General features: G+C 69.1%; 22 protein-coding genes. 6 read left to right on the top strand and 16 right to left on the bottom strand.

Features of this window, described 5'->3' with window-relative positions; all coding sequences use genetic code 11:
- Positions 1–11 precede the first annotated feature (11 nt).
- Genes htpX through BMW88_RS03500 form a run of 4 tightly spaced genes read right to left on the bottom strand, consistent with a single transcriptional unit; the run spans position 12 to position 2280 of the window.
- Positions 12–875: a zinc metalloprotease HtpX gene (gene htpX, locus BMW88_RS03515; protein WP_089948978.1), complete on the bottom strand. Its 864-nt coding sequence runs from the start codon at positions 873–875 to the stop codon at positions 12–14.
- 18 nt (positions 876–893) lie between these two features.
- Positions 894–1346 carry a 4Fe-4S binding protein gene (locus BMW88_RS03510; protein WP_089948977.1) on the bottom strand — a complete coding sequence of 151 codons (453 nt, stop codon included), beginning with the start codon at positions 1344–1346 and terminating at the stop codon, positions 894–896.
- Positions 1343–1873 carry an NADH-quinone oxidoreductase subunit C gene (locus tag BMW88_RS03505; RefSeq protein ID WP_089948975.1) on the bottom strand — a complete coding sequence of 177 codons (531 nt, stop codon included), beginning with the start codon at positions 1871–1873 and terminating at the stop codon, positions 1343–1345. Before BMW88_RS03505 ends, BMW88_RS03510 begins: the two co-directional genes overlap by 4 nt.
- Positions 1870–2280 carry an NADH-quinone oxidoreductase subunit B gene (locus BMW88_RS03500; protein WP_177224550.1) on the bottom strand — a complete coding sequence of 137 codons (411 nt, stop codon included), beginning with the start codon at positions 2278–2280 and terminating at the stop codon, positions 1870–1872. The genes BMW88_RS03505 and BMW88_RS03500 overlap by 4 nt, the downstream gene beginning before the upstream one ends.
- A 225-nt stretch (positions 2281–2505) precedes the next feature.
- Here BMW88_RS03500 and BMW88_RS03495 point away from each other — a divergent pair, with 225 nt between their 5' ends.
- Positions 2506–3537 carry a LysR family transcriptional regulator gene (locus BMW88_RS03495; RefSeq protein WP_089948972.1) on the top strand — a complete coding sequence of 344 codons (1032 nt, stop codon included), beginning with the start codon at positions 2506–2508 and terminating at the stop codon, positions 3535–3537.
- A gap of 27 nt (positions 3538–3564) precedes the next feature.
- Here BMW88_RS03495 and BMW88_RS41635 read toward each other — a convergent pair whose 3' ends face one another.
- The 4 genes from BMW88_RS41635 to ddaH all read right to left on the bottom strand — a co-directional run bounded on the left by BMW88_RS41635 (position 3565) and on the right by ddaH (position 6913).
- Positions 3565–3714 carry a hypothetical protein gene (locus tag BMW88_RS41635; protein ID WP_177220927.1) on the bottom strand — a complete coding sequence of 50 codons (150 nt, stop codon included), beginning with the start codon at positions 3712–3714 and terminating at the stop codon, positions 3565–3567.
- A 148-nt stretch (positions 3715–3862) separates the two neighbouring features.
- Positions 3863–4690 (bottom strand): transglycosylase SLT domain-containing protein, encoded by an 828-nt coding sequence (locus tag BMW88_RS43085; RefSeq protein ID WP_245777535.1) that lies wholly within the window; start codon positions 4688–4690, stop codon positions 3863–3865.
- Positions 4691–5187: 497 nt separating this feature from the next.
- Positions 5188–5922, bottom strand: coding sequence for a class I SAM-dependent methyltransferase (locus BMW88_RS03485; RefSeq protein ID WP_089949458.1), 735 nt, complete (start codon positions 5920–5922; stop codon positions 5188–5190).
- A 178-nt stretch (positions 5923–6100) separates the two neighbouring features.
- Positions 6101–6913 carry a dimethylargininase gene (gene ddaH, locus BMW88_RS03480; RefSeq protein ID WP_425434608.1) on the bottom strand — a complete coding sequence of 271 codons (813 nt, stop codon included), beginning with the start codon at positions 6911–6913 and terminating at the stop codon, positions 6101–6103.
- A gap of 147 nt (positions 6914–7060) precedes the next feature.
- Between ddaH and BMW88_RS03475 the strand changes: the two genes are divergently transcribed.
- From BMW88_RS03475 to BMW88_RS03460, 4 genes are all read left to right on the top strand, one after another.
- The gene (locus BMW88_RS03475) at positions 7061–7501 is read left to right on the top strand and encodes an Lrp/AsnC family transcriptional regulator (protein ID WP_089948968.1); all 441 of its coding nucleotides are present in this window, start codon (positions 7061–7063) and stop codon (positions 7499–7501) included.
- 10 nt (positions 7502–7511) lie between these two features.
- The gene (locus BMW88_RS03470; protein ID WP_089948967.1) at positions 7512–8252 is read left to right on the top strand and encodes an enoyl-CoA hydratase; all 741 of its coding nucleotides are present in this window, start codon (positions 7512–7514) and stop codon (positions 8250–8252) included.
- 211 nt (positions 8253–8463) lie between these two features.
- On the top strand, positions 8464–10302 hold the full coding sequence (locus BMW88_RS03465; RefSeq protein WP_089948965.1) for a 2-oxoacid:acceptor oxidoreductase subunit alpha: 1839 nt from the start codon (positions 8464–8466) through the stop codon (positions 10300–10302).
- Entirely contained in the window at positions 10299–11348 is a 1050-nt protein-coding gene (locus BMW88_RS03460) for a 2-oxoacid:ferredoxin oxidoreductase subunit beta (protein WP_089948964.1), read from the top strand. Before BMW88_RS03465 ends, BMW88_RS03460 begins: the two co-directional genes overlap by 4 nt.
- A 158-nt stretch (positions 11349–11506) precedes the next feature.
- Here the strand turns inward: BMW88_RS03460 and BMW88_RS42635 are convergent, their stop codons facing one another.
- Complete coding sequence (locus tag BMW88_RS42635) at positions 11507–13570, bottom strand: sunset domain-containing protein (protein WP_089948963.1); 2064 nt, start codon at positions 13568–13570, stop codon at positions 11507–11509.
- A gap of 73 nt (positions 13571–13643) precedes the next feature.
- On the opposite strand from BMW88_RS42635, the gene rarD reads away from it, so the two are divergent.
- Positions 13644–14684 carry an EamA family transporter RarD gene (rarD, locus tag BMW88_RS03450; RefSeq protein ID WP_245777534.1) on the top strand — a complete coding sequence of 347 codons (1041 nt, stop codon included), beginning with the start codon at positions 13644–13646 and terminating at the stop codon, positions 14682–14684.
- On the opposite strand, the gene BMW88_RS03445 is transcribed toward rarD, so the two are convergent.
- Genes BMW88_RS03445 through nuoI form a run of 7 tightly spaced genes read right to left on the bottom strand, consistent with a single transcriptional unit; the run spans position 14681 to position 22459 of the window.
- Positions 14681–15646: a polyprenyl synthetase family protein gene (locus tag BMW88_RS03445; RefSeq protein WP_245777578.1), complete on the bottom strand. Its 966-nt coding sequence runs from the start codon at positions 15644–15646 to the stop codon at positions 14681–14683. The genes rarD and BMW88_RS03445 overlap by 4 nt on opposite strands.
- Positions 15647–15701: 55 nt before the next feature.
- A complete protein-coding gene (gene nuoN, locus BMW88_RS03440) occupies positions 15702–17273 on the bottom strand; it encodes an NADH-quinone oxidoreductase subunit NuoN (RefSeq protein WP_089948958.1) in 1572 nt (523 codons plus the stop codon).
- A 1-nt stretch (position 17274) separates the two neighbouring features.
- Positions 17275–18843, bottom strand: coding sequence for an NADH-quinone oxidoreductase subunit M (locus BMW88_RS03435; protein WP_089948956.1), 1569 nt, complete (start codon positions 18841–18843; stop codon positions 17275–17277).
- Positions 18840–20774 carry an NADH-quinone oxidoreductase subunit L gene (gene nuoL / locus BMW88_RS03430; RefSeq protein ID WP_425434598.1) on the bottom strand — a complete coding sequence of 645 codons (1935 nt, stop codon included), beginning with the start codon at positions 20772–20774 and terminating at the stop codon, positions 18840–18842. Before nuoL ends, BMW88_RS03435 begins: the two co-directional genes overlap by 4 nt.
- A gap of 10 nt (positions 20775–20784) precedes the next feature.
- Positions 20785–21084 (bottom strand): NADH-quinone oxidoreductase subunit NuoK, encoded by a 300-nt coding sequence (gene nuoK, locus BMW88_RS03425; RefSeq protein WP_089948954.1) that lies wholly within the window; start codon positions 21082–21084, stop codon positions 20785–20787.
- Entirely contained in the window at positions 21081–21929 is an 849-nt protein-coding gene (locus tag BMW88_RS03420; RefSeq protein ID WP_425434596.1) for an NADH-quinone oxidoreductase subunit J, read from the bottom strand. The genes nuoK and BMW88_RS03420 overlap by 4 nt, the downstream gene beginning before the upstream one ends.
- The gene (gene nuoI, locus BMW88_RS03415; protein WP_089948952.1) at positions 21926–22459 is read right to left on the bottom strand and encodes an NADH-quinone oxidoreductase subunit NuoI; all 534 of its coding nucleotides are present in this window, start codon (positions 22457–22459) and stop codon (positions 21926–21928) included. Before nuoI ends, BMW88_RS03420 begins: the two co-directional genes overlap by 4 nt.
- Positions 22460–22461: the final 2 nt, after the last annotated feature.

The raw sequence follows: 22461 nt of genomic DNA, 5'->3' as shown, positions 1-22461 counted from the left end.
GCGGCCGTTGGCTAGCGGCGCGCCATCTCCTCGAGCCTGCGGACGCGGTCGGCGATCGGCGGGTGGGTCGAGAACCACTTCGCGAACTGGTCTCCCGGGCGGAACGGGTTCGCGATCATCAGGTGACTCTGCGACACCACCTCCGGCTCCGGTGCGAGTGGCGCCGCCCGCGTCCCCTGCTCGATCCTGCGCAACGCGCTCGCCAGCGCGAGCGGGTCGCCGGTGAGCTCGGATCCCGACTGGTCCGCCTGGAACTCGCGCGAGCGGCTCACGGCCAGGCGGACCACGGTGGCGGCGACCGGGCCGAGCAGCGCGATCAGCAGCAGGCCGAGCGGGCCGGGGCCGTCGTCGTCGCCGTCACCGCCGCCGAAGATCCCGGCGAACAGGGCCAGGTTCGCGAGCATCGTGATCACGCCGGCCAGCGCGCCGGCCACGCAGCTGATCAGGATGTCGCGGTTGTAGACGTGCGCGAGCTCGTGGCCGATCACGGCGCGGAGCTCGCGTTCGTCGAGCAGCTCCAGGATGCCCGTGGTGCAGCACACGGCCGCGTTGCGCGGGTTGCGGCCCGTCGCGAACGCGTTCGGCGCCACCGTGGGGCTCAGGTAGAGCCTGGGCATGGGTTGACGCGCCTTCTGCGACAGCTCGCGCACGATCGCGAACAACACCGGGTGCTCCACCTGCGACACGGGCCTCGCCCGCATGGCGCGCAGCGCGAGCTTGTCGGAGTTGAAGTACGCGTAGGCGTTCACGCCCAAGGCCAACACCAGGCCGATGACCAGTGCCGTCCGGCCGAACAAGCTGCTGACCAGCACGATCAGCGCGCTCATCCCACCGAGCAGCACGGCCGTCTTCAACCCGTTGAAGTGCTTGTGCACGGTTTCGCCTCCGGGTCTTTACGTCCTCCCCCTCAACGAACCAGGCCTCCTGCCGGTTCCTGTCGCCGTTTCCGGCGCGGCCTCGGCGGCCGGGTCGAGCGGTGGCGGCGGCGGGACCTCGTCCACCCACGTGGCGAGCACGTCCCGCTCGTGCACCAGCTCCGCGACGGCGCCCTCGCCGTCGATCGAGCCCGTTCCCGGGTAGCCGAACTCCGGTGCCCAGTGCAGGGCGTCGAACGGGCAGACCTCGACGCAGATCCCGCAGTAGAGACACTGGCCGTAGTCGATCGCGAACCGGTCGAGCACGTTGCGGCTGCGCGGGCGGGCGCTCCCCGGCTGCTGCTCGACCTCGGTGTGCGAGGTGATGTGGATGCACCAATCAGGACACTCGCGCGCGCAGATCATGCAGACCGTGCAGTTGGCCTCCAACAGCGCGATAACGCCCCTCGTACGCGGCGGAAGGTTCGTCACGACTGCTCCTCTTCACGGCGCGGTCCCCAGGACGGGTCCGGCACTCCGGGTGGTGCGGTGCGGCGCCGGCTCGGCGCGCTGGTGTTGTCCTCGCCCGGTTCCAACCGTCCCGGCCAGGGGCGCACGACGCGCGACGCCAGCACGAAGTCCTTGCGCAGCGGGTGGCCCTGGAAGCTGTCCGGCAGCAGCAGGTGCTCCGGCTCGCCGCCGACGGTGATGCCGAACATCTCCGCGGCCTCGCGCTCGTGCCACCGCGCGCCCTTCCACAGGTGGGCGACGCTCGGCAGCACGTCCTCCGTGGTCACCTCGGTGCGCAGCATGACGCCTTCGCGCGTCCGCGGGTCGATGACGTGCAGGAAGACGGCGTGGCGTTGCCCCGCGGCGCCCGGCCGGCCCGCGTCCTCGACGCCGAGCCAGTCGAACATGACGCAGCCCTCGTCGTGGTGCCGGGTGGCGGCGTCGAGCCAGCCGGCCAGCTCCACGTGGTGGACGGTCTGGCCGAAGGCGGTCTTCGGCGTGCCCGTCATGCGTTCACCAGGCCGTGCAGGGCTTTGAGGCCTTCGAGCAGCGCTTCGGGGCGCGGCGGGCAGCCGGGCACGGCGACGTGGACCGGCAGGGCCTGGTCGATGCCCTTGGTGACGCTGTAGGAATCCCAGTACGGGCCGCCGGTGTTGCTGCAGGCGCCGACGGAGATCACGTAGCGGGGTTCGGGCATGGCCTCGTAACTGCGGAGGACAGCGGGCAACATGACGTCCGTGACCGTGCCGGAGACGACGAGGACGTGCGCCTCGCCGGCGCCGTCGACCGGCGTGACGCCGAGGTCGGGGAGGCGGTCGAGAGCCGCCATCACCTCGACGCCGCAGCAGGCGAGTCCGAGTTCGAGCACGGTGACCTGGTAGGTGGTGCCCCATTCCAGGCGAGCGGAAGCCGTCACAACCAGCGAGGGTAATACTTGGGGGCCCGCCGGCTCACGCCTGGCGGACCCCCACCCCCCAATGATTCCCCCCGGAATCGGCTCCCACGCGTGGTCGCCGCGGATAGTTTTGTACATCGCGCGATAAGTGTCCAGCGGATTGCCGACAGGATCTGCGGATAATCTGACGGCGAAATGCGGTCAAGTTCAGCTCAACTGATCGGTAGATCATCAGAGAGGGTCCCGATGTCCGGCTCGTCCCAGCTGGTGCTCCCCACCAGCACCTCGCTGCACCGTCTGCTGAACATGCCCGGCGCTCTACTGGATACCACGATGGACCAGCTCAGGACGCTGTTGACCGTTCACGAGACGCGGTCGGCGCTGCGGGCGGCACGGGCACTGGGACGCGAGCAGTCGAGCGTGCAGAAGCAGCTCGACACGTTGAACAGGAACTTCGTGCAGTTGTGCGGCGAACCACTCGTGGTGAAGCAGGGACGCGGAAAAGACGTGCTGTTCACCGCGACTGGTGAGTCACTCGTCGAATTGGCGCGGGAGACGCTCGCGGAGTGGCTCGACGGAATTCACGAGTGCCGCCGCAAGCTCGGCACGACCGTCACCGTCGGCACCACGCGATACATGCTCGACACGCTCGCGAAGGCGTGGCACCACGTCGCCGACGAGTTCCGCGAGCGCGACGTGGACCTCAAGGTCGTCCACATCCGCACCAAGGACATCTGGGCGAAGCTGGAGACGCGGGAGGTGGATGTCGTCTGCGGCAGCGTCGTGACGCACGCGGGCGCGGGCTGGGAACGCCCCGAGTTCGAGGTGATCGAGTGGCGGCGCGGCGGGCTCGCGTTGCTGACGAACCTGCCGGAGACGGTCGTCGGGGACCGGGTGCGCGTGCCCCAGCTGCGCTCGGTGCCGCTGGTGGTGCCGGGGGCCGGTCTGATCGCCGAGTTCCTGCGCGGCTGGTTCGGGCCGGACTACCGCCAGGGGCTCGAGATCGCGGCCGAGATCGACGAGATCCAGTACGGCATCTCGCTGCTGCGCTCGAACCTCGTCCAGGGAGCCATGATCGTGACGTCCGGCTTGGGCGTGGTGGCGTCGAACAACGAGCTGCGGGAGGGCGGGGGCCTGCGCGTCGTCGAGCTCGCCGACGACTCGCTGGAGAGGCTGGTGGGCGTCTTCGCCCGAACGGACGAGCTGGCCAAGCACCCGGCGGACCACCCGCTCAGCCTGCTGTGGACGGCCTTCAAAGCAGAAGCGCCCCGGCCGTAGCCGAGGCGCTCCCACCTTGTTCCCTTGCTACTTCTTCGCGGGTGTCATGGCGTCGTGCTCAGGCCTCCGCTGTCCGACCTCGGGACGAGGCTGGGCCTTGGCCATCTTGGCCAGCCAGCTCGTCGCCTCAGAGCGGATCTTCGTCAGCTCGTCGTCGCGTGCCTGTTGCTCGTTCATCGGCCACTCCCTGCGTTCGGGAAATCGCTTCGATGGGAGCACTACCGGGCGTGCGCCCGCTAGGGCCGCCATTCTTGTGGGTGAACCTGCTTGACAGCATCGTCCGCCGATACGTTCCGCGCACCCCGACACGGCCGAATTGACGCCTTCAGTACCCCAGGTAGCCGCCACCCAGGTTCATGTTGACCAAACCGGGGTGGTTGTGGAAGCCGCCGTAGCGCGCGTACGTGTAGCGCACGCCCGCGATGATGTTGTCGACCGGCGCGAGGATGTTGTCGTAACCGGGCAGCTTGTAGGCCCGGAACGTCGGGTCGATGCACTGCATGAGGCCCTTGGAGGGCGTGCCGCGCATCGCGTTGGAGTCCCAGTTGTTGACGGCGCCGGGGTTGCCGTTCGACTCCTTGATGATGATCGTGTAGATCTCGTCCATGCTGCTGTTGTCGATGGCCGTCCCGTTGGCCTGCAGCACCTTGATGGCTTCCTTGATCCAGCCCTCGATCTCGCGCTGCTTGGCGGGCTTGCGCATCTCGACCTGACGCTCCGCCTCCGCCTTGGCGGCCGCCTCGCGCTGGGCGTGGGCGTCCGCGGCGGCCTTGGTGGCCTGCTGGAACGTCTGCTGCGCGTACATCTGCTGGAACTGCAGCAGCCGGCCGACCTCGCCACCGGGGTTGACGTCGTGCACGGTCTGGATCGTCTTGGCCTGCTGGTCGGGAAGAGCACCCAGCTCGGCCGCACCCGCGGCCAGGTCCGTCGACGAGCCGCTGGTCGCGGCGTTGGCGATGGCAGCGGTGCCGGCGGCGACACCAGCCGCGACGACGATGGCGCTCACGCGGTGGGCGAGCGGGACCTTGTCGTCCTCGACGCGATGCGCGCCGGGCTTCACTTCTGCTTTGGGCACGACCGTGTACACGGTGCGGCCGGCGGCCTTGCTGTGCCGGGCCAAGGGGGAGCCTCCTGCGTCGGGGAGCTTGGCCACCGGGCTTCTCGGCGGGGGATTCCGAGCGGACTGGGGAGCCCTCGTTCCTGCGGCTCCCCGTGTCCTGCCGGTGACCAAACCGTTATCGGCGGGCGAGAACGTAACCTCACGTCACCAGCACAGGCAAGCCTCGATGCCCGTTGGGTGACTCTCGTCACGTTTTCGATGGCTTGGGCTACGCCTCGCTAACACACAGTCAGCGAGCAGCTTGCTCGATGTGCCGTTTAGTGGTGTCTTTCCAACGGACCTGTCTGTCAGCTTGACGTGGTTCGGCTCTCGTCGCGGGATCAGTCCTTGACCACGCGGCCGAGTCGTGCGGTCACGCTTTCGTCGTGGGGTCGGAGTGTGGTGCTGACCTGCTGGGGCTTGATCGCTGGACGGTGCTGTCCGGGGTGTTGCTCGGGGTCTGCCCAGGGGTACGGAGCACACGCTCGGACGGTTCATCCGACGTTGTGGGTCACCGCTGGAGAACGTCCCCACTGCTCCGCCTCGCCGGGTCAGGCGGCCTCCAGGACGAAGAACGCGAAGCTCAGGAAGGACCCGGACGGGAACTTCGCCATCTCATCGGGAAAGAGTTCGTGGGCCTCCGGCGCCGGAGGTGGCTCGCTGATGACGGCCGTGCGGAAGCCTGCTGCGGTGAAGGCGTCGGTCATCGCGTGCAGAGGCCGGTGCCAGTAGGTGAGCACGGCCTTCTGGCCGTTGAAGTCGTACTCGTCGGTCCACCTGGTGGTCGCGAAGTAGTCGGCCTCGCGATCCAGGAACGGGAGCATGATGGGGTGGTTGACGACCACGATCAGCCTGCCACCGGGCTTCAGCACCCGACGCAGCTCAGCCAGCGGTGCGGTCCAGTCCTCCAGGTAGTGCAGGACCAGGGCGGCGACGCAGTCGTCGAACGCGCCATCGGGGTACGGCAGCGGCTGGCTGATGTCGGCGACCCGCAGATCTGCGTCGTTGCCGAGGCGCTGCCGGGCCTGCTCCACCATTTTCGCGCTGCGGTCGAAGCCGGCCACGATGGCTCCCTTGGCGCGCAGCGCCTCGGACACGGGGCCGGAGCCGCACCCGGCGTCCAGGATCCGCCGCCCGGTCACCTCGCCGGCCAGGTCCACGATCGCGGGCTGGACGTAGTAGGCGTTGAGGAGGCTGGTGTCGTTCACGGCCGTATACCCCTCGGCGAAGAGGTCGTAGTCGTTCTCCACGGCCATGTCGGTGGAACTCTTGGGAGCGGTGGGCATGGTTCCCATACTGCCGAGAGATCAATCAGGACGTCGGGAGATCACCACGGCCACCGGACGCGCGGCGTCGCGACCGGGCAGTGAGTGAGCCATACCGAGGGAAGATATGAGTCTGCGCTGGACAAACCCGTTTTCAGGCTTCAACCAGCGCAGACCGAGAACTACGAAAAGTGATCGATCAGCCTCTGAGCTCCATCGTGCAGCACTTCGGGCCGCCACCCGACTTGCGCAGCTCCGAGATGTCCACGAACACCGGCTCGAACCCGCGCCGCGCCACCTGCTCGGCGAGGTGCGTGGCCTCGACGGGCAGGACGACGTGCTTGCCGTCGGAGACCGCGTTGAGGCCGAGGCACACGGCGTCGTCGTCGTTGGCGATCACGGCGTCCGGGAACAGGCGCTTCAGGACCTGCTGGGAGCCGGGCGAGAAGGCCTGCGGGTAGTAGGCGACCAGCGGGGAGGCGGACTGGTCGTCGAGCATGAACAGCGCCACGTCGAGGTGGTAGAAGCGCGGGTCGACCAGTTGCAGGGAGACGACGGGCACGCCCAGGACCTCCTGCGCCTCGGAGTGCGCGTGGGGGTCCGTGCGGAAGCCGGTGCCGGCCAGCAGCAGGGAGCCCGTCCAGGTGAAGTCGCCCTCCGCCTCGTTCACCGCGGTGGGCATGACCACGGAGTGGTAGCCGGAGGACAGGAACCAGCGGCGGAAGTGGTCGGCTTCGGCCGCGCGTTGCGGGGCGCGGAAGCGGGAGCCCAGCACCCGGCCGTCGATGACGGTGCCGCTGTTGGCCGAGAAGACCATGTCCGGCAGGCCGGGGACCGGGTCGATGACGTTGACCTCGTGGCCCAGGCGCTCGTAGGTCTCCTTCAGCGCCGTCCACTGCTCCAGCGCCAGTGACGTGCTGGTGGGCCTGGTCGGATCCATCCACGGGTTGATGGCGTACTCCACCGTGAAGTACGTCGGCGGGCACATGAGGTACCGACGGGTCGTCGGCATGCGCGTCGGCGCGAGGGGCGTGGCGATGTCCAGCGTGATCGGCTCGCCGGGCCCGGAGATGGATACGGTCATGGATCGAAATCTAAATGCGAGCTGGACCCCCGAACAACGCCGCGACATTGCGTGATCTAGGGCAGAATGTTGCGTGTGGACAGCATCGACCAGCGAATCATTTCGTGCCTCATGGCCAACGCGCGCTCCAGCTACGCGGAGATCGGCAAAGAGGTCGGGTTGAGTGCGCCCGCGGTGAAGCGGCGGGTGGACAAGCTCCTGGACAACGGGGTGTTGCGGGGGTTCACGGCGGTGGTCGACCCGGAGGCGCTCGGGTGGGGTACGGAGGCCTTCGTGGAGGTGCACTGCAAGGGGAACGTGGCGCCGCACGACATCCAGCACCGCCTTGAGCCGATGGCCGAGGTCAGCGCGGCTTACACGGTGTCGGGCGCGGCGGACGCGATCGTGCACCTGCGGGCCGCCGACATCCACCACCTGGAGACCGCGCTGGAACGGCTGCGGGCCGTCGAGATCATCGACCGCACGGTGTCGACGGTCGTGCTGTCCCGGCTCCTGGACCGGCCGCCGGCCCCCTAGAGTCCGGGTCATGGGTGAGGTTCTGCTGGAGCACAACGATTCCGTCGCCGTGATCACGATCAACGACCCGGACCGGCGCAACGCGCTGACGGTCGACCTGTCCCAGGAGCTCGCGGACAAGGTCGCCCAGGCCGAGCGGGAGGCCAACGCGCTGATCATCACCGGGGCGCCGCCCGCGTTCTGCGCCGGCGCGGACCTCACGCAGCTCGGCAGCTCCACCGACGACGGCCTGCGGAAGATCTACCGGGGCTTCCTGGCCGTGGCGAACGCGACGATCCCCACGATCGCGGCGGTCAACGGGGCCGCGGTCGGTGCGGGCCTCAACCTCGCGCTGGCGGCCGACGTCCGCGTCGCGGGGCCGAAGGCGCGGTTCGACGCGCGGTTCCTGCAGCTCGGCATCCACCCCGGCGGCGGCATGACGTGGATGCTGCAACGGCTCACCAACCCCCAGACCGCCACGGCCATGACGCTCTTCGGCGAGGTCCTCGACGCCGACGAGGCGCTCAGGACCGGGCTGGTCCACGCGACTGCGGAAGACCCGCTGGTCAAGGCCAGGGACATGGCGCGGGCGGCCGCCGAGGCACCGGCGGAACTCGTCCGGACCATCAAGGCGACCATGCGCGTGACCGATGTTCTCCACGACCACGCGGAGGCCGTCGAGACCGAGCTGCGGCCACAGGTCGCTTCGATCGACACTCCAGAGTTCGCTGCGAGGCTTGCCGCGATGAAGGCTCGGATCAGCGGACGTTGAGTGTTACCTTGGGTAACAGGTATTGAGGGTGACGTCTGCCGCATTCGGGTATCCGCTGGTAGAGCTGTGCTTACCGTCTAGGCGAGGACCCGGTGCGGTAGATGGGACAGTTCGTCTCGCCCAGTGGTACACGGCCCGTCTCGCAGGCGGTCCTGGCGACTACCCTCGCGGTGGGGCACAGCCACCCTTGGAGAGAGGTATCGGCGTAGGAATGAGCACTGAGACCCGCAAGCTGGATCGCGTTGTGATCCGCTTCGCCGGCGACTCCGGTGACGGCATGCAGCTCACCGGAGACCGGTTCACGTCGGAAGCGGCAGCGTTCGGCAACGACCTCGCCACACAGCCCAACTTCCCCGCCGAGATCCGTGCGCCCCAGGGCACCCTCCCCGGCGTGTCGTCGTTCCAGCTCCACTTCGCCGACTACGACATCCTGACACCCGGCGACCGCCCCGACGTCCTCGTCGCGATGAACCCGGCCGCCCTCAAGGCGAACGTCGTCGACCTGCCGGACGGCGGCATCCTCATCGTCAACACCGACGAGTTCACCAAGCGGAACCTGACGAAGGTCGGGTACGACGCGAACCCGCTCGAGGACGACTCGCTCGACAAGTTCCAGGTGCACAAGGTCGCCATGGCGACGCTGACCATCGGGGCGCTCGAGGAGACCGGGCTCGGCAAGAAGGACGCGGAGCGCGCGAAGAACATGTTCGCGCTCGGCCTGCTGTCGTGGATGTACCACCGGCCGACCGAGGGCACGGAACGGTTCCTGCGCGAGAAGTTCGCGAAGAAGCCCGACATCGCCGAGGCCAACGTCCTCGCGTTCCGCGCCGGCTGGAACTACGGCGAGACGACGGAGGCCTTCGCCGTCACCTACGAGGTGGCGCCCGCGAAGCTCAACGTCGGCACCTACCGCCAGATCACCGGCAACACGGCCACGGCGTACGGCATCGTCGCGGCGGCGCAGCGCTCGAAGCTGCCCGTCGTGCTCGGCACGTACCCGATCACGCCGGCGTCGGACATCCTGCACGAGCTGAGCAAGCACAAGAACTTCGGCATCACCACGGTGCAGGCCGAGGACGAGATCGCGGGCATCGGCATCGCCCTCGGCGCCTCCTACGGCGGCGCGCTCGGCGTCACGTCGACGTCCGGTCCCGGCATCGCGCTGAAGTCGGAGACCATCGGCCTCGCGGTGATGACCGAGCTGCCGCTGCTGGTGATCGACGTGCAGCGCGGTGGCCCGTCCACCGGTCTGCCGACGAAGACCGAGCAGGCCGACCTGCTGCAGGCGATGTTCGGCCGCAACGGCGAGTCGCCGGTGCCGATCGTCGCGCCGCAGTCGCCGTCCGACTGCTTCGACGCCGTGCTCGACGCCGCCCGCATCGCGCTCCAGTACCGCACGCCGGTGCTGTTCCTGTCCGACGGCGCGATCGCGAACGGCTCCGAGCCCTGGCTGATCCCGGACGTCGACGCGCTGCCGGACCTGTCGGTGGAGTTCGCGACGGACCCGGAGACGTTCCAGCCGTACTCCCGCGACCCGGAGACCCTGGCCCGCCCGTGGGCCGTGCCCGGCACGCCCGGCCTGCAGCACCGCATCGGCGGTCTGGAGAAGCAGGACGTCACCGGCAACATCTCCTACGACCCGGAGAACCACGACCGGATGGTGCGCCTGCGCCAGGCGAAGATCGACGGCATCGAGGTCCCGGACGTCGAGGTCGACGACCCGAGCGGCGAGGCGAAGGTGCTCGTCGTGGGCTGGGGCTCGTCCTACGGCCCGATCGGCGCGGCGGCGCGCCGGGTCCGCAAGCTGGGCCTGCCGGTCGCGCACGCGCACCTGAGGCACCTCAACCCGTTCCCGAAGAACCTGGGCGAGGTGCTCGGCCGGTACGAGAAGGTGGTCGTGCCGGAAATGAACCTGGGCCAGCTCGCGTTGTTGTTGAGGGCGAAGTACCTGGTGGACGCCGTGTCGTACACGAAGGTCCAGGGCCTGCCCTTCAAGGCGGAGGAGTTGCAGGACGTGCTCGCTGACGTGATCAAGGGGGTGTCGGCGTGACTGCGATCGACCTCGGAATCCCCGGCTTGACCGGGGTGCCCACCACGGACGAGAAGCAGACGGCCAGGGACTACAAGTCCGACCAGGAAGTCCGCTGGTGCCCGGGCTGTGGCGACTACATCGTGCTCAACACCGTGCAGTCGTTCCTGCCGTCGTTGGGTCTCAAGCGCGAGAACATCGTGTTCGTCTCGGGCATCGGGTGCTCGTCCCGCTTCCCGTACTACATGAACACCTATGGCATGCACTCCATCCACGGTCGTGCGCCGGCCATCGCCACGGGTCTCGCCGTGGCGCGGCCCGACCTGAGCGTGTGGGTGGTGACCGGTGACGGTGACGCGCTGTCCATCGGCGGCAACCACCTGATCCACACGCTGCGCCGCAACGTGAACCTGAAGATCCTGCTGTTCAACAACCGGATCTACGGCCTGACCAAGGGCCAGTACTCGCCGACCTCCGAAGAGGGCAAGGTCACCAAGTCGACCCCGCTCGGGTCGCTCGACCACCCGTTCAACCCGGTGTCGCTGGCGCTGGGCGCGGAGGCCTCCTTCGTCGGCAGGGCGCTCGACTCGGACAAGGCCGGTCTCACCTCGGTGCTGCGCCAGGCGGCGGAACACCGCGGCTCGGCGCTCGTGGAGATCTACCAGAACTGCCCGATCTTCAACGACGGCGCGTTCGACGTGCTCAAGGACGCGGACGAGGCGTCCCGCCGCATCATCAACGTCGTCGACGGCGAGCCGATCCGGTTCGGCCGCGAGGGCGAGTACTGCGTGGTGCGCGACGGCTTCGGGCTCGCGGTGGCCAAGTCCGCGGACGTGGACGCCTCGGACGTCGTGATCCACGACGCGTCGGACCTGAACCTGTCGTTCGCGCTCTCCCGGCTGTCGACGCAGGACCTCTCGCACACCGTCACCGGCGTGTTCCGGCGGGCGGACCGGCCGACCTACGACGACAGCGCCAGGGCGCAGGTCAACGAGGCCAAGGCGGCCAAGGCCGCGGACCTGAGCAAGCTGCTGCACGGCAAGGACACGTGGACCGTGGTCGGCTGACCCCGGACCGGATGGAGGCCCGTCGGCGCACCGCCGGCGGGCCTTCGCCATGTCGCGGGTCCTGACACCGGCGCGAACCGGGACCACGCGAAAGGCCCGCCGACGTGGTGCCGGCGGGCCTTTCGCGGTCTCCTGGGTAGGTCAGTCTCCTGGGCAGGTCAGGGCGCGGGGCGGAACCCGGCCTTCTCCGCGTCCGCCTCGGTGCGGAACCACACGTCGGCGCGGGTTTCCGCGAAGTTCGCGGACCCCTCGTTGTAGTAGCGGCGGCCGGTCAGCGTCGCCTTCACCGCGAAGTCCGGGGCCGGGGCGAGGCCGTCCGACTTCGGCAGGACCGAACCGGGGCCGAACGGCGAGCGCGGGTTGAAGCCCTCCGGCTGCTGGAAGCGCGCCGACGAGCCGGGTGCACCGTTCGGGCGGCCGCCGGTGGACGGCGAGTAGCCGACCGGGCGGGGGCGGGCCGGCAGGGCGGCGGGCGGCGGCGGCGTCTCCTGCTTCGGGGACTCGAAGGCCTGGAAGGCCGGGAAGCTCTGCTGGCGTTGCACGGTGGTGCGGCGGGCCTCGCGGATCGGCAGGCCTGCCTCGGTCACGCGCTGCGGCAGGTCGCTTTCGACGACCGGTTCCGGCTCTGGCTCCGGCGGGGCGGCGAGCAGGGGCTCGTCGCTCGGCACGAACTTCGGCACGAACGGCTGGTCGTCGCGCGTGTCCGGGAGCGTGCGGGTCTGACCCGTCGGCGGGAGCGGCTCGTCGGCGTCCAGGAGGGGTTCGAACAGCGAGCGCGGGCGGTCGGCCACGGGGGCCGGCGCCGGGGCCGGGGTTTCGGTGCCGTGGGAGAACGCGGCGCCCACGGCGCGCGGGGTGCGTTCCGGGACCTCCTCCGCCTCGGTGCGCGGGGAGAACGCCGAGAACGGCGCTGGCGGCGGGGCTCCGGGGGCCGTGAACGGCTGGGAGAACGAGGGCCGGGGCTCGACGAACTCCGCGAGCACGGGCTCCTCGTGAGCCGGTTCCTCACGAGCGGGCTCCTCGTAGGCCGGTTCCTCACGAGCAGGCCGCTCGTAGGCCGGTTCCTCACGAGCAGGCCGCTCGTAGGCCGGTTCCTCACGAGCAGGCTCCTCATGAGCCGGCTCGTCGCGTGCGGGCTCCTCGTAGACCGGCTCGTCGCGTGCGGGCTCCTCACGTGCGGGCTCCGGCTCCGTGAACGCCCGCTCCTCGGCCAGCGTCGTCTCGAAGACGCCGTTGCGCACGTGCGGCGCGTCCAGGTCGACCGGCTCGATCAGGCCCGTCTGCTCGGCGGAGGCCTCCGGCTCGGTGAAGCCGTCGAGCTGGCCGGAGATCTCGTCGCGCAGGCCGGGGAACTCGCCGGTCAGGTCGTTGTCGGGCCAGGTGCCCTCGTCGACCGCGATGTACGTCGTCTGCTCGGAGCGGGTGCCGGCGGGCTCGTCCTCGGTCTCGGCGGCCTCGTCGAGGAACGACTCCTGCTCCTCCTCCGCCCAGACCTCGCGCGGCTGGTAGATGAAGTCGTCGGCCGGCTCGTGGACCTCCGGTCCCGCGGTCGGCTTCTCGACCGGCGGGGCGGGCTCGGCGACCGGCTCGACGGTCGGGACGTACGACGTCTGCTCGGCCGGGAGCTCGGGCTCGTCGTCGTAGTCGGCGGCCTGCGGACCCGACCGCGGCAGGACCGCCGTCATCTCGGCCGGCGTCTCGGCGGGCGCCTCGTTCTCGGGCGCGAGGCGCTCGAAGAGGGAACGCGGGCGGTCGTCGTCGTCCTCGGTGAAGGTCCTCTGCCCGGCCAGCTGCTCCTCGAACCGGCGCTGGGCCTCGTCCGGCTGCAGGTACTGGCGGACCGGCGCGGAGGGCTCCTCGACCTCGTCGACGTCGACCGGGTCCTCCACCACGGGCGCGGGCACCGGGGCGGGCACGGGCTCACCGCGGTAGGCGGGCGGCTCCGCGTACGGCGCGGGCGCCGGAGCGGGAGGAGGCGGCGCGGGCGCCAGCACCTCGTCGCTCAGCGAACGCGGCGGCGCGTCGGCCCACTCGTCGACCACGAACTCGTCGGCGGCGGGCGCGGCCGCGACCGGCGGTGCCGCTCGGCGCGCGTCGCGAAGTTGATCTTCGAGGTCGGCTGCCTGCTTGCGCGCGGGACGAACCATCACCACCCAGGTGAGCAGCGCTCCCGCGACGAAGGAAAGCAGGCTCCACAGCCAGACCTGCCCGAAGATGTTCACGGGTAAGCCCCTTCTACGACCACACTCCGACCCCACTCACTCGGAAGGGTGAGCACGGCCAAACTACAGTGCCTTGGATGATGCTCCGTCACTACGCCGTTCGGCGCAACAAACCACAAGAAAGCCCAGCGTAGAGTGGGATTTTGTGCCACCTCTGACAACCTCGGCCCTCACTTCGCCAGAAGTTCACACCCAGGGGCGAGGAATCACCTACGGCACAGCCGCCTACGTCCTTTGGGGCCTGTTCCCGGCGTACTGGCCACTCCTCGTACCCGCCCAGCCGCTCGAGGTGCTCGCGCACCGGGTCGTCTGGTCGTTCGTCCTGCTCGCCATCGCCGTCGCGGTGCTCAGGAGGTGGCGTCCTTTCGTCGAGCTGTCCGGAAGGGGCTGGCTCATCGTCACCGCGGCAGCCGTCCTGATCACGGCGAACTGGGGCACGTACATCTACGCCGTCAACAGCCGGCACATCGTCGAGGCGGCGCTCGGCTACTTCATCACGCCGTTGGTGAGCGTGGCACTCGGCATGATCTTTCTCAAGGAACGATTGCGTCTCAGTCAGGTCATCGCGATCGGTGTGGTCGTCATCGCTGTGATCGTGCTCACCGTCGACTACGGCCGGATGCCGGTGATCTCGCTGCTCCTGGCCTGTTCGTTCGGCGTCTACGGGCTGCTGAAGAAGAAGGTGCCGCTCGACGCCGTCTCCAGCCTCGCCGCGGAAAGCGCGGTCATCGCGCCGATCGCCCTCGTCTACCTGCTGGCGCTCGGCAGCGCGAACACCTTCACGACCGAAGGCACCGGCCACACGCTGATGATCCTCAGCACCGGCATCGTCACCGTGATCCCGTTGCTGCTGTTCGGCGCGGGCGCGCAGCGGATCCCGCTGACCACGATGGGCATGTTGCAGTACCTCGCGCCGATCCTGCAGTTCGTCTGGGGCGTGTTCGTCGCCCACGAACCGATGCCAGCCAGCAGGTGGATCGGCTTCGCCCTGGTCTGGCTCGCCCTGGCGATCTTCACCTTCGACGCGCTGCGCCCTTCCACTCGCCGCCACGCGGGGGCCCCGCGTTCCCCTGAGGGAAACGCGGGGCCCCCGCGTGGCAGAAGAAGCGGTTAGTGAGAGCGGGCCACCACGTAGGTGGCCAGGTCATCCAGGGCGTCGCGCGCGGCGCACGGCGGCAGCTTGTCCAGCTCCGCACGGGCCCGGTCCGCGTACTCGTCGAGGATCTCGCGCGCCTTGTCCATGCCGGAGGACTTCCGCAGCAGCGCCAGCGCCTCGTCCACCAGCTCGTCGTCGGTGATCGGGCCCGCCAGCAGCTCGGCGAGCCGCGTCTCCGCCGGGTCCGCGAGCGCGTAGAGCATCGGCAGCGTCTTCACGCCCTCGCGCAGGTCGGTGCCCGGCGTCTTGCCGGACTGCACCGAAGGCGACGCGATGTCGATGACGTCGTCGGAGATCTGGAACGCCGCCCCGATCACCTCGGCGTACCGGCGCAGCGCGTCGGTCTGCTCCTCGGTCGCGTCGGAGAACATGCCGCCGAACCGCGCCGCGGTGGCGATCAGCACACCGGTCTTCTCCCCGATCACCCGCAGGTAGTGCGCGATCGGGTCCTCGCCCGGCTGCGGGCCGACCGTCTCGCGCATCTGCCCGGTCACCAGGATCGAGAAGGTCTCCGCGATGATCCGCGCCGCGTCCGTCCCCAGGTCCGCGGTGAGCCGTGACGCGTGGGCGAACAGGAAGTCGCCCGTCAGGATGGCGATGCTGTTGTCCCACTTGACGTTCGCGGACACCGCGCCGCGCCGCATGGTCGCCTCGTCCATGACGTCGTCGTGGTAGAGCGTCGCGAGGTGGGTGAGCTCGACCACAGTGGCCGCCTTGATGACCTTCTCCCGGTCCCACTCGGCGCCGAACTGCGATGCGAGCAGTGTGAAGAGCGGGCGGATCCGCTTTCCGCCCGCCTCCACAAGGTGAAGCGAGGTTTCCGTGACCGGGTGGAACTCGTTCTGCACCACGTCGTGCAGATTGCGCTCCACCTCGGCCAGGCCGTCCTGGACTACCTCGGTGAGCACGGGGTCCACCAACGCGAACCCCGGTCCCTCATGCTCGCTACTGGTCACACCAGCAGACTACGTACACCTAGCTGAGGAAGGTGCCGGTACCCGCCCAATCGAGCACGAACGTGGGCCACAGGCCGAGCACCAGCGTCACGACCGCGCCCAGCGTGATCGCGATCGTGGTGAACGCCCCCGGCACCGTGACGGTCGGGCCGTCCGGAGCCGGGTCGCTGAAGTACATCAGCACGATCACCCGCAGGTAGAAGAACGCCGCGACGGCCGAGGCCACCAGGGCGATCACCACGAGCGGCGCCAGGCCGGCGTCGATCGCCGCGCTGAACACGACGAACTTGCCGATGAAGCCGGACGTCATCGGAATGCCCGCCAGCGCCAGCAGCAGGAACGTGAACACGGCCGCCACGATCGGCGACCGCTTCGCGAGGCCCGCCCACTGCGACAGGTGCGTCGCCTCGCCGTCCGAGTTGCGGACCAGCGAGATGATGCCGAACGCGGCGATCGTCGTGAAGCCGTACACCAGCAGGTAGAACATGGTCGCGCTCACGCCTTCGCCGTCCGGCGTCAGGGCGATCGAGCCGATCAGCAGGAAGCCCGCGTGTGCCACCGAGGAGTACGCGATCATGCGCTTCACGTCGGTCTGGGTGAGCCCCAGGATGGCACCGATCACCATCGACACGACCGCGACGCCGTAGAGCACGCCGCGCCACTCCCACTGGGTGTTCTCGAACGCCACCGTGAGCACGCGCAGGATGCCGCCGAACGCGGCGACCTTGGTGCACGCGGCCATGAACGCCGTCACCGGCGTCGGTGCGCCCTGGTACACGTCCGGGGTCCAGGCGTGGAACGGACCCACGGCCGCCTTGAAGAGCAAGCCGACCACCAGCAGGCCGAAGCCCGCGAACAGCAGCGTGTCCGAGCGGTCCGTGCCGCCGGCGGCGGTCGCGATGGCCGAGAGCTTCACCGAACCCGCGTAGCCGTACAGCAGGGCCACGCCGTAGAGGAAGAACGCGGAGGCGAACGCGCCGAGCAGGAAGTACTTCACGGCCGCTTCCTGCGAGAGCAGGCGACGGCGGCGAGCCAGGCCGCACAGCAGGTACAGCGGCAACGACAGGACTTCCAGCGCGATGAACATCGTCAGCAGGTCGTTCGACGCGACGAACGTCATCATGCCGCCGAGCGCGAACAGCGTGAGCGGGAAGACCTCGGTCTGCATGCCGGTCTTCGTCGCCTGCGCGCGGTCCTGGACGGTGCCGGGGCGGATCGCGGCCTGGGCCACGAACGCGCCACCGGGCTCCACCGAGCGGTCGGCGATCAGCAGGATCGACCCGAACGCCAGCACCAGCAGCGTGGCCCACAGGAAGAGCGACGGCGAGTCGACCGCGATCGCCCCCGCCAGCGTCGCCACGCCCTGCTCGGGACGGTCGGAGGTCGCGTAGAGGATCAACGCGCCGGTGGCCCCGACCAGCGTCACGAGCGACAGCACGAGCTGCACCGCCCACCGCTGGTGCTTGGGCAGCAACGCTTCCAGCAACACGCTGACGCACGCCGCGCCGAGCACGACGAGCACCGGCGCGATGGCGCCGTAGTGGATCTCCGGCGCCTCGATCTGCTGCGCCTGGGCGACGAGGAGGTTCACGTCACTTGCCTTCCTGCACGGAGACCGGGTCGGTCACGCCGACCTCGGTCAGCGTCGCCCCGACAGTCGGGGTGATGACGTCGAGCACCGGCTGCGGGTAGAACCCGAGTGCCAGCACGATGACGACGAGCGGCGCCAGAACGGCGATCTCGCGCTTGTTCAGGTCGCCGATGGCCGTCTTGCGCTCCGGGTCGCCGACGGCGCCCGGACCAGCGGCGGCGCCCACGAGGGCGTCGCCGCGCAGCGGGCCGGTCATCATCCGCTGGTAGAGCCACAGCACGTAGAGCGCCGCGAGCACCATGCCGATCGTCGCGAGGACGGTGTAGACCGGCTGCGTCGGGAACGAGCCGATCAGCACCAGGAACTCGGAGACGAACGAGTTCGTGCCCGGCAGCGACAGCGTGGTCAGACCGGACAGCAGCAGCATGCCCGCGAGCAGCGGCGCCACCTTCGACATGCCGCCGTAGTCGGAGATCTGCGACGAACCACCGCGCGCGATCACCATGCCGATCACCAGGATCAGCATGCCGGTCGAGATCGAGTGGTTGAGCATGTACGACACCGAGCCCACGCCCGCCTGCGACGTGAACGCGAAGATGCCGAGCGCGATGAAGCCGAAGTGCGCGATCGAGACGTACGCGAGGAACCGCTTCATGTCCCGCTGGCCCGTGGCGAGCAGCGATCCGTAGAGGACACCCGCCACCGCCAGCACCAGGATGTACGGCGCCAGGTTCTTCGAGGCCTCCGGGAACATCGGCAGCAGGTAGCGCAGCATGCCGAACGTGCCGACCTTGTCCAGGATGCCGACGACGATCACCGTGACGCCGATGGGCGCCTCGGCGGCCGCGTCCGGCAGCCAGGTGTGGAACGGCACCAGCGGCGCCTTGATCGCGAACGCGAGGAAGAAGCCCAGGAACAGCCAGGTCTGGGTCGTCGGGTCGGCGTCGCGGACCACGGTGACCAGGGTCGCCCAGTCGAACGTGCCCTTGCCCAGCTCGTCCGACGCCATCGCGTAGGCGCCGATCGCGGAGGCCAGCATGATCAGGCCGCCGAGGAACGAGTACAGGAAGAACTTGACCGCCGCGTACTGCCTGCGCGCGCCGCCGTAGCCGCCGATCAGGAAGTACATCGGGATCAGCATGACCTCGAACAGCACGTAGAACAGGAAGACGTCGGTGGCGGCGAACACCGCGACCGTGACGGCCTCCTGCACCAGGATCAGCGCGAGGTAGCCGCCCTGCGACCGGCCGGCGGGCAGCTTCTCCGTCCAGCCGGCGCCGATCACCAGCGGGATCAGCAGCGCGATCACCGCGATCATCACCAGCGCGATGCCGTCGATGCCGAACTGCAGCCGCACGCCGAACGCCGGGATCCAGTCCACGCCCGCGGCGAGCTGGAGGCGGTCGCCGTCCGGGTCGTAGGCGAACCACAGGAGACCGGCGAGCACGAGCTCGACGAGCGAGAAGGCCAGTGCGACGAGCTTGGCCTTCCTGTCGTCCTTGCGCAGGAACGCCACCACCAGCGCGCCGACCAGCGGCACGACCAGCAGTGCGATCAGAACCCAGGTCACGAGAACCTCACCACCAGGAGCGCTCCGAGCACGAAGATCGAGCCCAGCAGCATGGACAGTGCGTAGGAGCGGACGAACCCGGTCTGCAGCCTGCGCAACCGGCCGGAGCTACCGCCGAGCAGCGCCGCGGTGCCGTTGACCACACCGTCGACGCCCTTGAGGTCGAGGAACACCAGCGCGCGGGTGAGCCAGGTGCCCGGCCGCGCGAAGAGAGCCTCGTTCAGAGCGTTGCCGTAGAGGTCCGCACGGGCCGCGCGCACCGGGAACGACACCCGCTCCGGCCGTTCGACCGGCTGTGCGCGACGGCCGAAGAGCAGGAACGCGAGACCGGCGCCGAGGAGCGAGAGCGCGACGGTCAGGATCCCGACCACGCCGTGCGAGAGCACGCCGTGCGACTCCTGCAGCTCGCCGAGCGAGGGCTCGAGCCAGCCGGCCAGGCGCCCGCCGGAGGAGAGGAACCAGCCACCGGCCACCGAGCCGACCGCCAGGATGATCATCGGGATGGTCATCGACAGCGGGGACTCGTGCGGGTGGTAGTCGCGCCCGTCCTCGGACTTCAGCTCCTCCCAGCGGGGCTTGCCCAGGAAGACGAGGATCAGCAGGCGCGTCATGTAGAACGCGGTCAGCGCGGCACCGAGCAGTGCGACACCGCCGAAGACGTACCCGCGCCAGCCCTCCGCGCCGAACGCCGCCGCGATGATGGCGTCCTTCGAGAAGTAGCCCGCGAACGGCGGGATGCCGATCAGCGCGAGGTAGCCGAGCGTCCAGGTGACGAACGTGATCGGCAGGAACTTGTAGAGCCCGCCCATCCGCCGGATGTTGCCCTCGTCGTTCATGCCGTGCATGACCGAACCGGCGCCGAGGAAGAGCCCCGCCTTGAAGAAGCCGTGCGTCAGCAGGTGCATGATGCCCAGCGCGTAGCCGATCGGGCCGAGGCCCACCGCGAGGATCATGTAGCCGATCTGCGACACGGTCGAGTACGCCAGGACCTTCTTGAAGTCGTCGTAGGCGCAACCGATGATGCAGCCGATCAGCAGCGTGACGCCACCGATGATCATCACGACCAGGCGGCCGTCCGCGCTCAGGTTGTAGAGCGGGTTCGAGCGGGCGATCAGGTACACGCCCGCGGTGACCATCGTCGCCGCGTGGATGAGCGCCGACACCGGGGTCGGACCGGCCATCGCGTCGGGCAACCAGGCCTGCAGCGGGAACTGACCGGACTTGCCGCAGGCGCCGAGCAGCAGCAGGAGCGTGATCGCGAGGACCTCGGCCGAGGAGAACTCGCCCACCCGGCTGAAGACCTCGGTGTACTGCGTGGACCCGAGGCGGTTGAACATCAGGAAGATCGCGATGGCCAGGCCGAGGTCGCCGACGCGGTTCATCAGGAAGGCCTTCTTGGCCGCCGACGCCGCTTCCGGCTTGTGCTGGTACCAGCCGATCAGCAGGTACGAGGCGAGACCGACGCCCTCCCAGCCGAAGTACAGGGTCACGAAACCGTTGCCCAGCACCAGCAGGAGCATCGCGGACACGAAGAGGTTCAGGTAGGCGAAGAACTTCCGCCGGCCGGCCTCGTGCGCCATGTAGCCGATCGAGTAGATGTGGATCAGCGAGCCCACACCGGTGATCAGCAGCACGAACGTGAGCGACAGCGGGTCGAGCCGCAGGCCGAACTCGACGGTCAGCGCGTTGACGTCGATCCAGTTGAACAGGTGCACGTTCTGCACCCGCTCCTCCGGCGACAGGCCGAGCGTCGAGAAGAACAGCGCGAGTCCGTAGCCGAACGCGCCGAGGATCGTGGCGCAGCCGAGCAGGTGACCCCACTTGTCGGTGCGCTTGCCACCGACCAGCAGCACCGCCGCGCCGAACGCGGGCAGCGCCAACAAAAGCCAGGCGAGAGAAGCGATCCCGCTGGCGGCAACAGGTTCCGTCACCGGTGACCCCTCAGTACTTCAGCAGGTTCGAGTCGTCGACCGAGGCCGAGCGACGCGTCCGGAAGATGGACATGATGATCGCGAGGCCGACGACGACCTCCGCCGCGGCGACGACCATCACGAAGAACGCCATCACCTGACCGTCGAGCGAGCCGTTGATCCGCGCGAACGTCACGAGGCTCAGGTTGACCGCGTTGAGCATGAGCTCGACGCACATGAACACCACGATGGCGTTGCGGCGCACCAGCACGCCGATGGCGCCGATGCTGAACAGCAGTGCCGACAGCAGCAGGTAGTACGTGGGAGTCACGACTCACTTCCCTTGAGCGCGTGCGCGTCCGGCTCGTGCGCGGTGCCGGCGACCTCGGCGACGTCGTCCGAGAGCCTGGACTTGTCGGTCGCCTCGATGACGTCGAACAGCGACTCCTCCGCCACGCTGCCGTCGGGCAGCAGTGCGGGGGTGGCCACCGAGTTCGCGGTGGCGAAGACACCGGGACCGGGGATGGACCCGACCCGGCCACCGGCCTGGAAGCGCTCCTCGACCAGTTCCCGCTGCGTCTTCTTGGCGGGCTTCCCGTCGCGGCCGACGAAGGCCAGGATCATCGCGCCGAGGGCGGCGACGATCAGCAGCGCCGAGGTCAGCTCGAACGGGAACAGGTAGTCCGTGAAGAGCTTCTGGCCGATGTTGCCGACGTTGCCGCCGTTCGTGGTGTTCGCCTCGGCGAGGCCCGCCGGCTGCACCGAGGTGAGCGCGCGGGCGACGGAGCCGACCATCAGGACGGCGAACCCGATGCCGAGCAGCGCGGCCGCGAGCCGCTGCCCGCGGATGACCTCGACGACGGAGTCCGAGCTGTCCCGGCCGACCATCATCAGCACGAAGAGGAACAGCATCATGATCGCGCCGGTGTAGACGATGATCTGCACGAAGCCGAGGAACGGCGCCTGCTGGACCATGTACAGCACACCGAGGCTGAGCATCGTCACCACGAGCCACAGCGCGGAGTGCACGGCGTTGCGCGCGAAGAGCATGCCGAGCGCGCCGGCCAGCGCGAGCGGGCCGAGCACCCAGAACGAGATCGCCTCACCCGTGGTGACGGTGTCGACCGCGCGCTGGACCGGCTCCGGCTGCTGGGCCAGGAACGTCAGGAGGCTCACCGCTGCGTCCCCTGTCCCTCTTGGGCCACCTTCGCGAGCTGGGGCCCGTTCACGTAGTAGTCGTTCTCGTTGTCGCCCAGCCGCATCGGGTGCGGCGGCTGCTCCATGCCCGGCAGCAGCGGCGCCAGCAGGTCCTCCTTGGTGAAGATGAGGTCCTGGCGGTTGTCGTCGGCGAGCTCGTACTCGTTCGTCATGGTGAGCGACCGGGTCGGGCACGCCTCGATGCACAGGCCGCAGCCGATGCACCGCAGGTAGTTGATCTGGTAGTCCTTGCCGTAGCGCTCACCGGGCGAGTAGCGCTCGTCCTCGGTGTTGTCACCGCCCTCGACGAAGATCGCGTCCGCGGGGCAGGCCCACGCGCACAGCTCGCAGCCGACGCACTTCTCCAGCCCGTCCGGGTGCCGGTTCAGCTGGTGACGGCCGTGGAACCGCGGCGCGGTCACCTTCTTGACCTCGGGGTACTCCTCCGTCACCACCTTCTTGAACATGGTGCCGAAGGTGACTCCGAAGCCTTTCAGGGACTCGAACATCC

The sequence above is a fragment of the Lentzea xinjiangensis genome (genome assembly GCF_900110955.1).
Taxonomy (GTDB): domain Bacteria; phylum Actinomycetota; class Actinomycetes; order Mycobacteriales; family Pseudonocardiaceae; genus Lentzea; species Lentzea xinjiangensis.
Note: the sequence above shows the minus strand (reverse complement) of the source record. Positions and strands in the feature narration are given on the sequence as shown.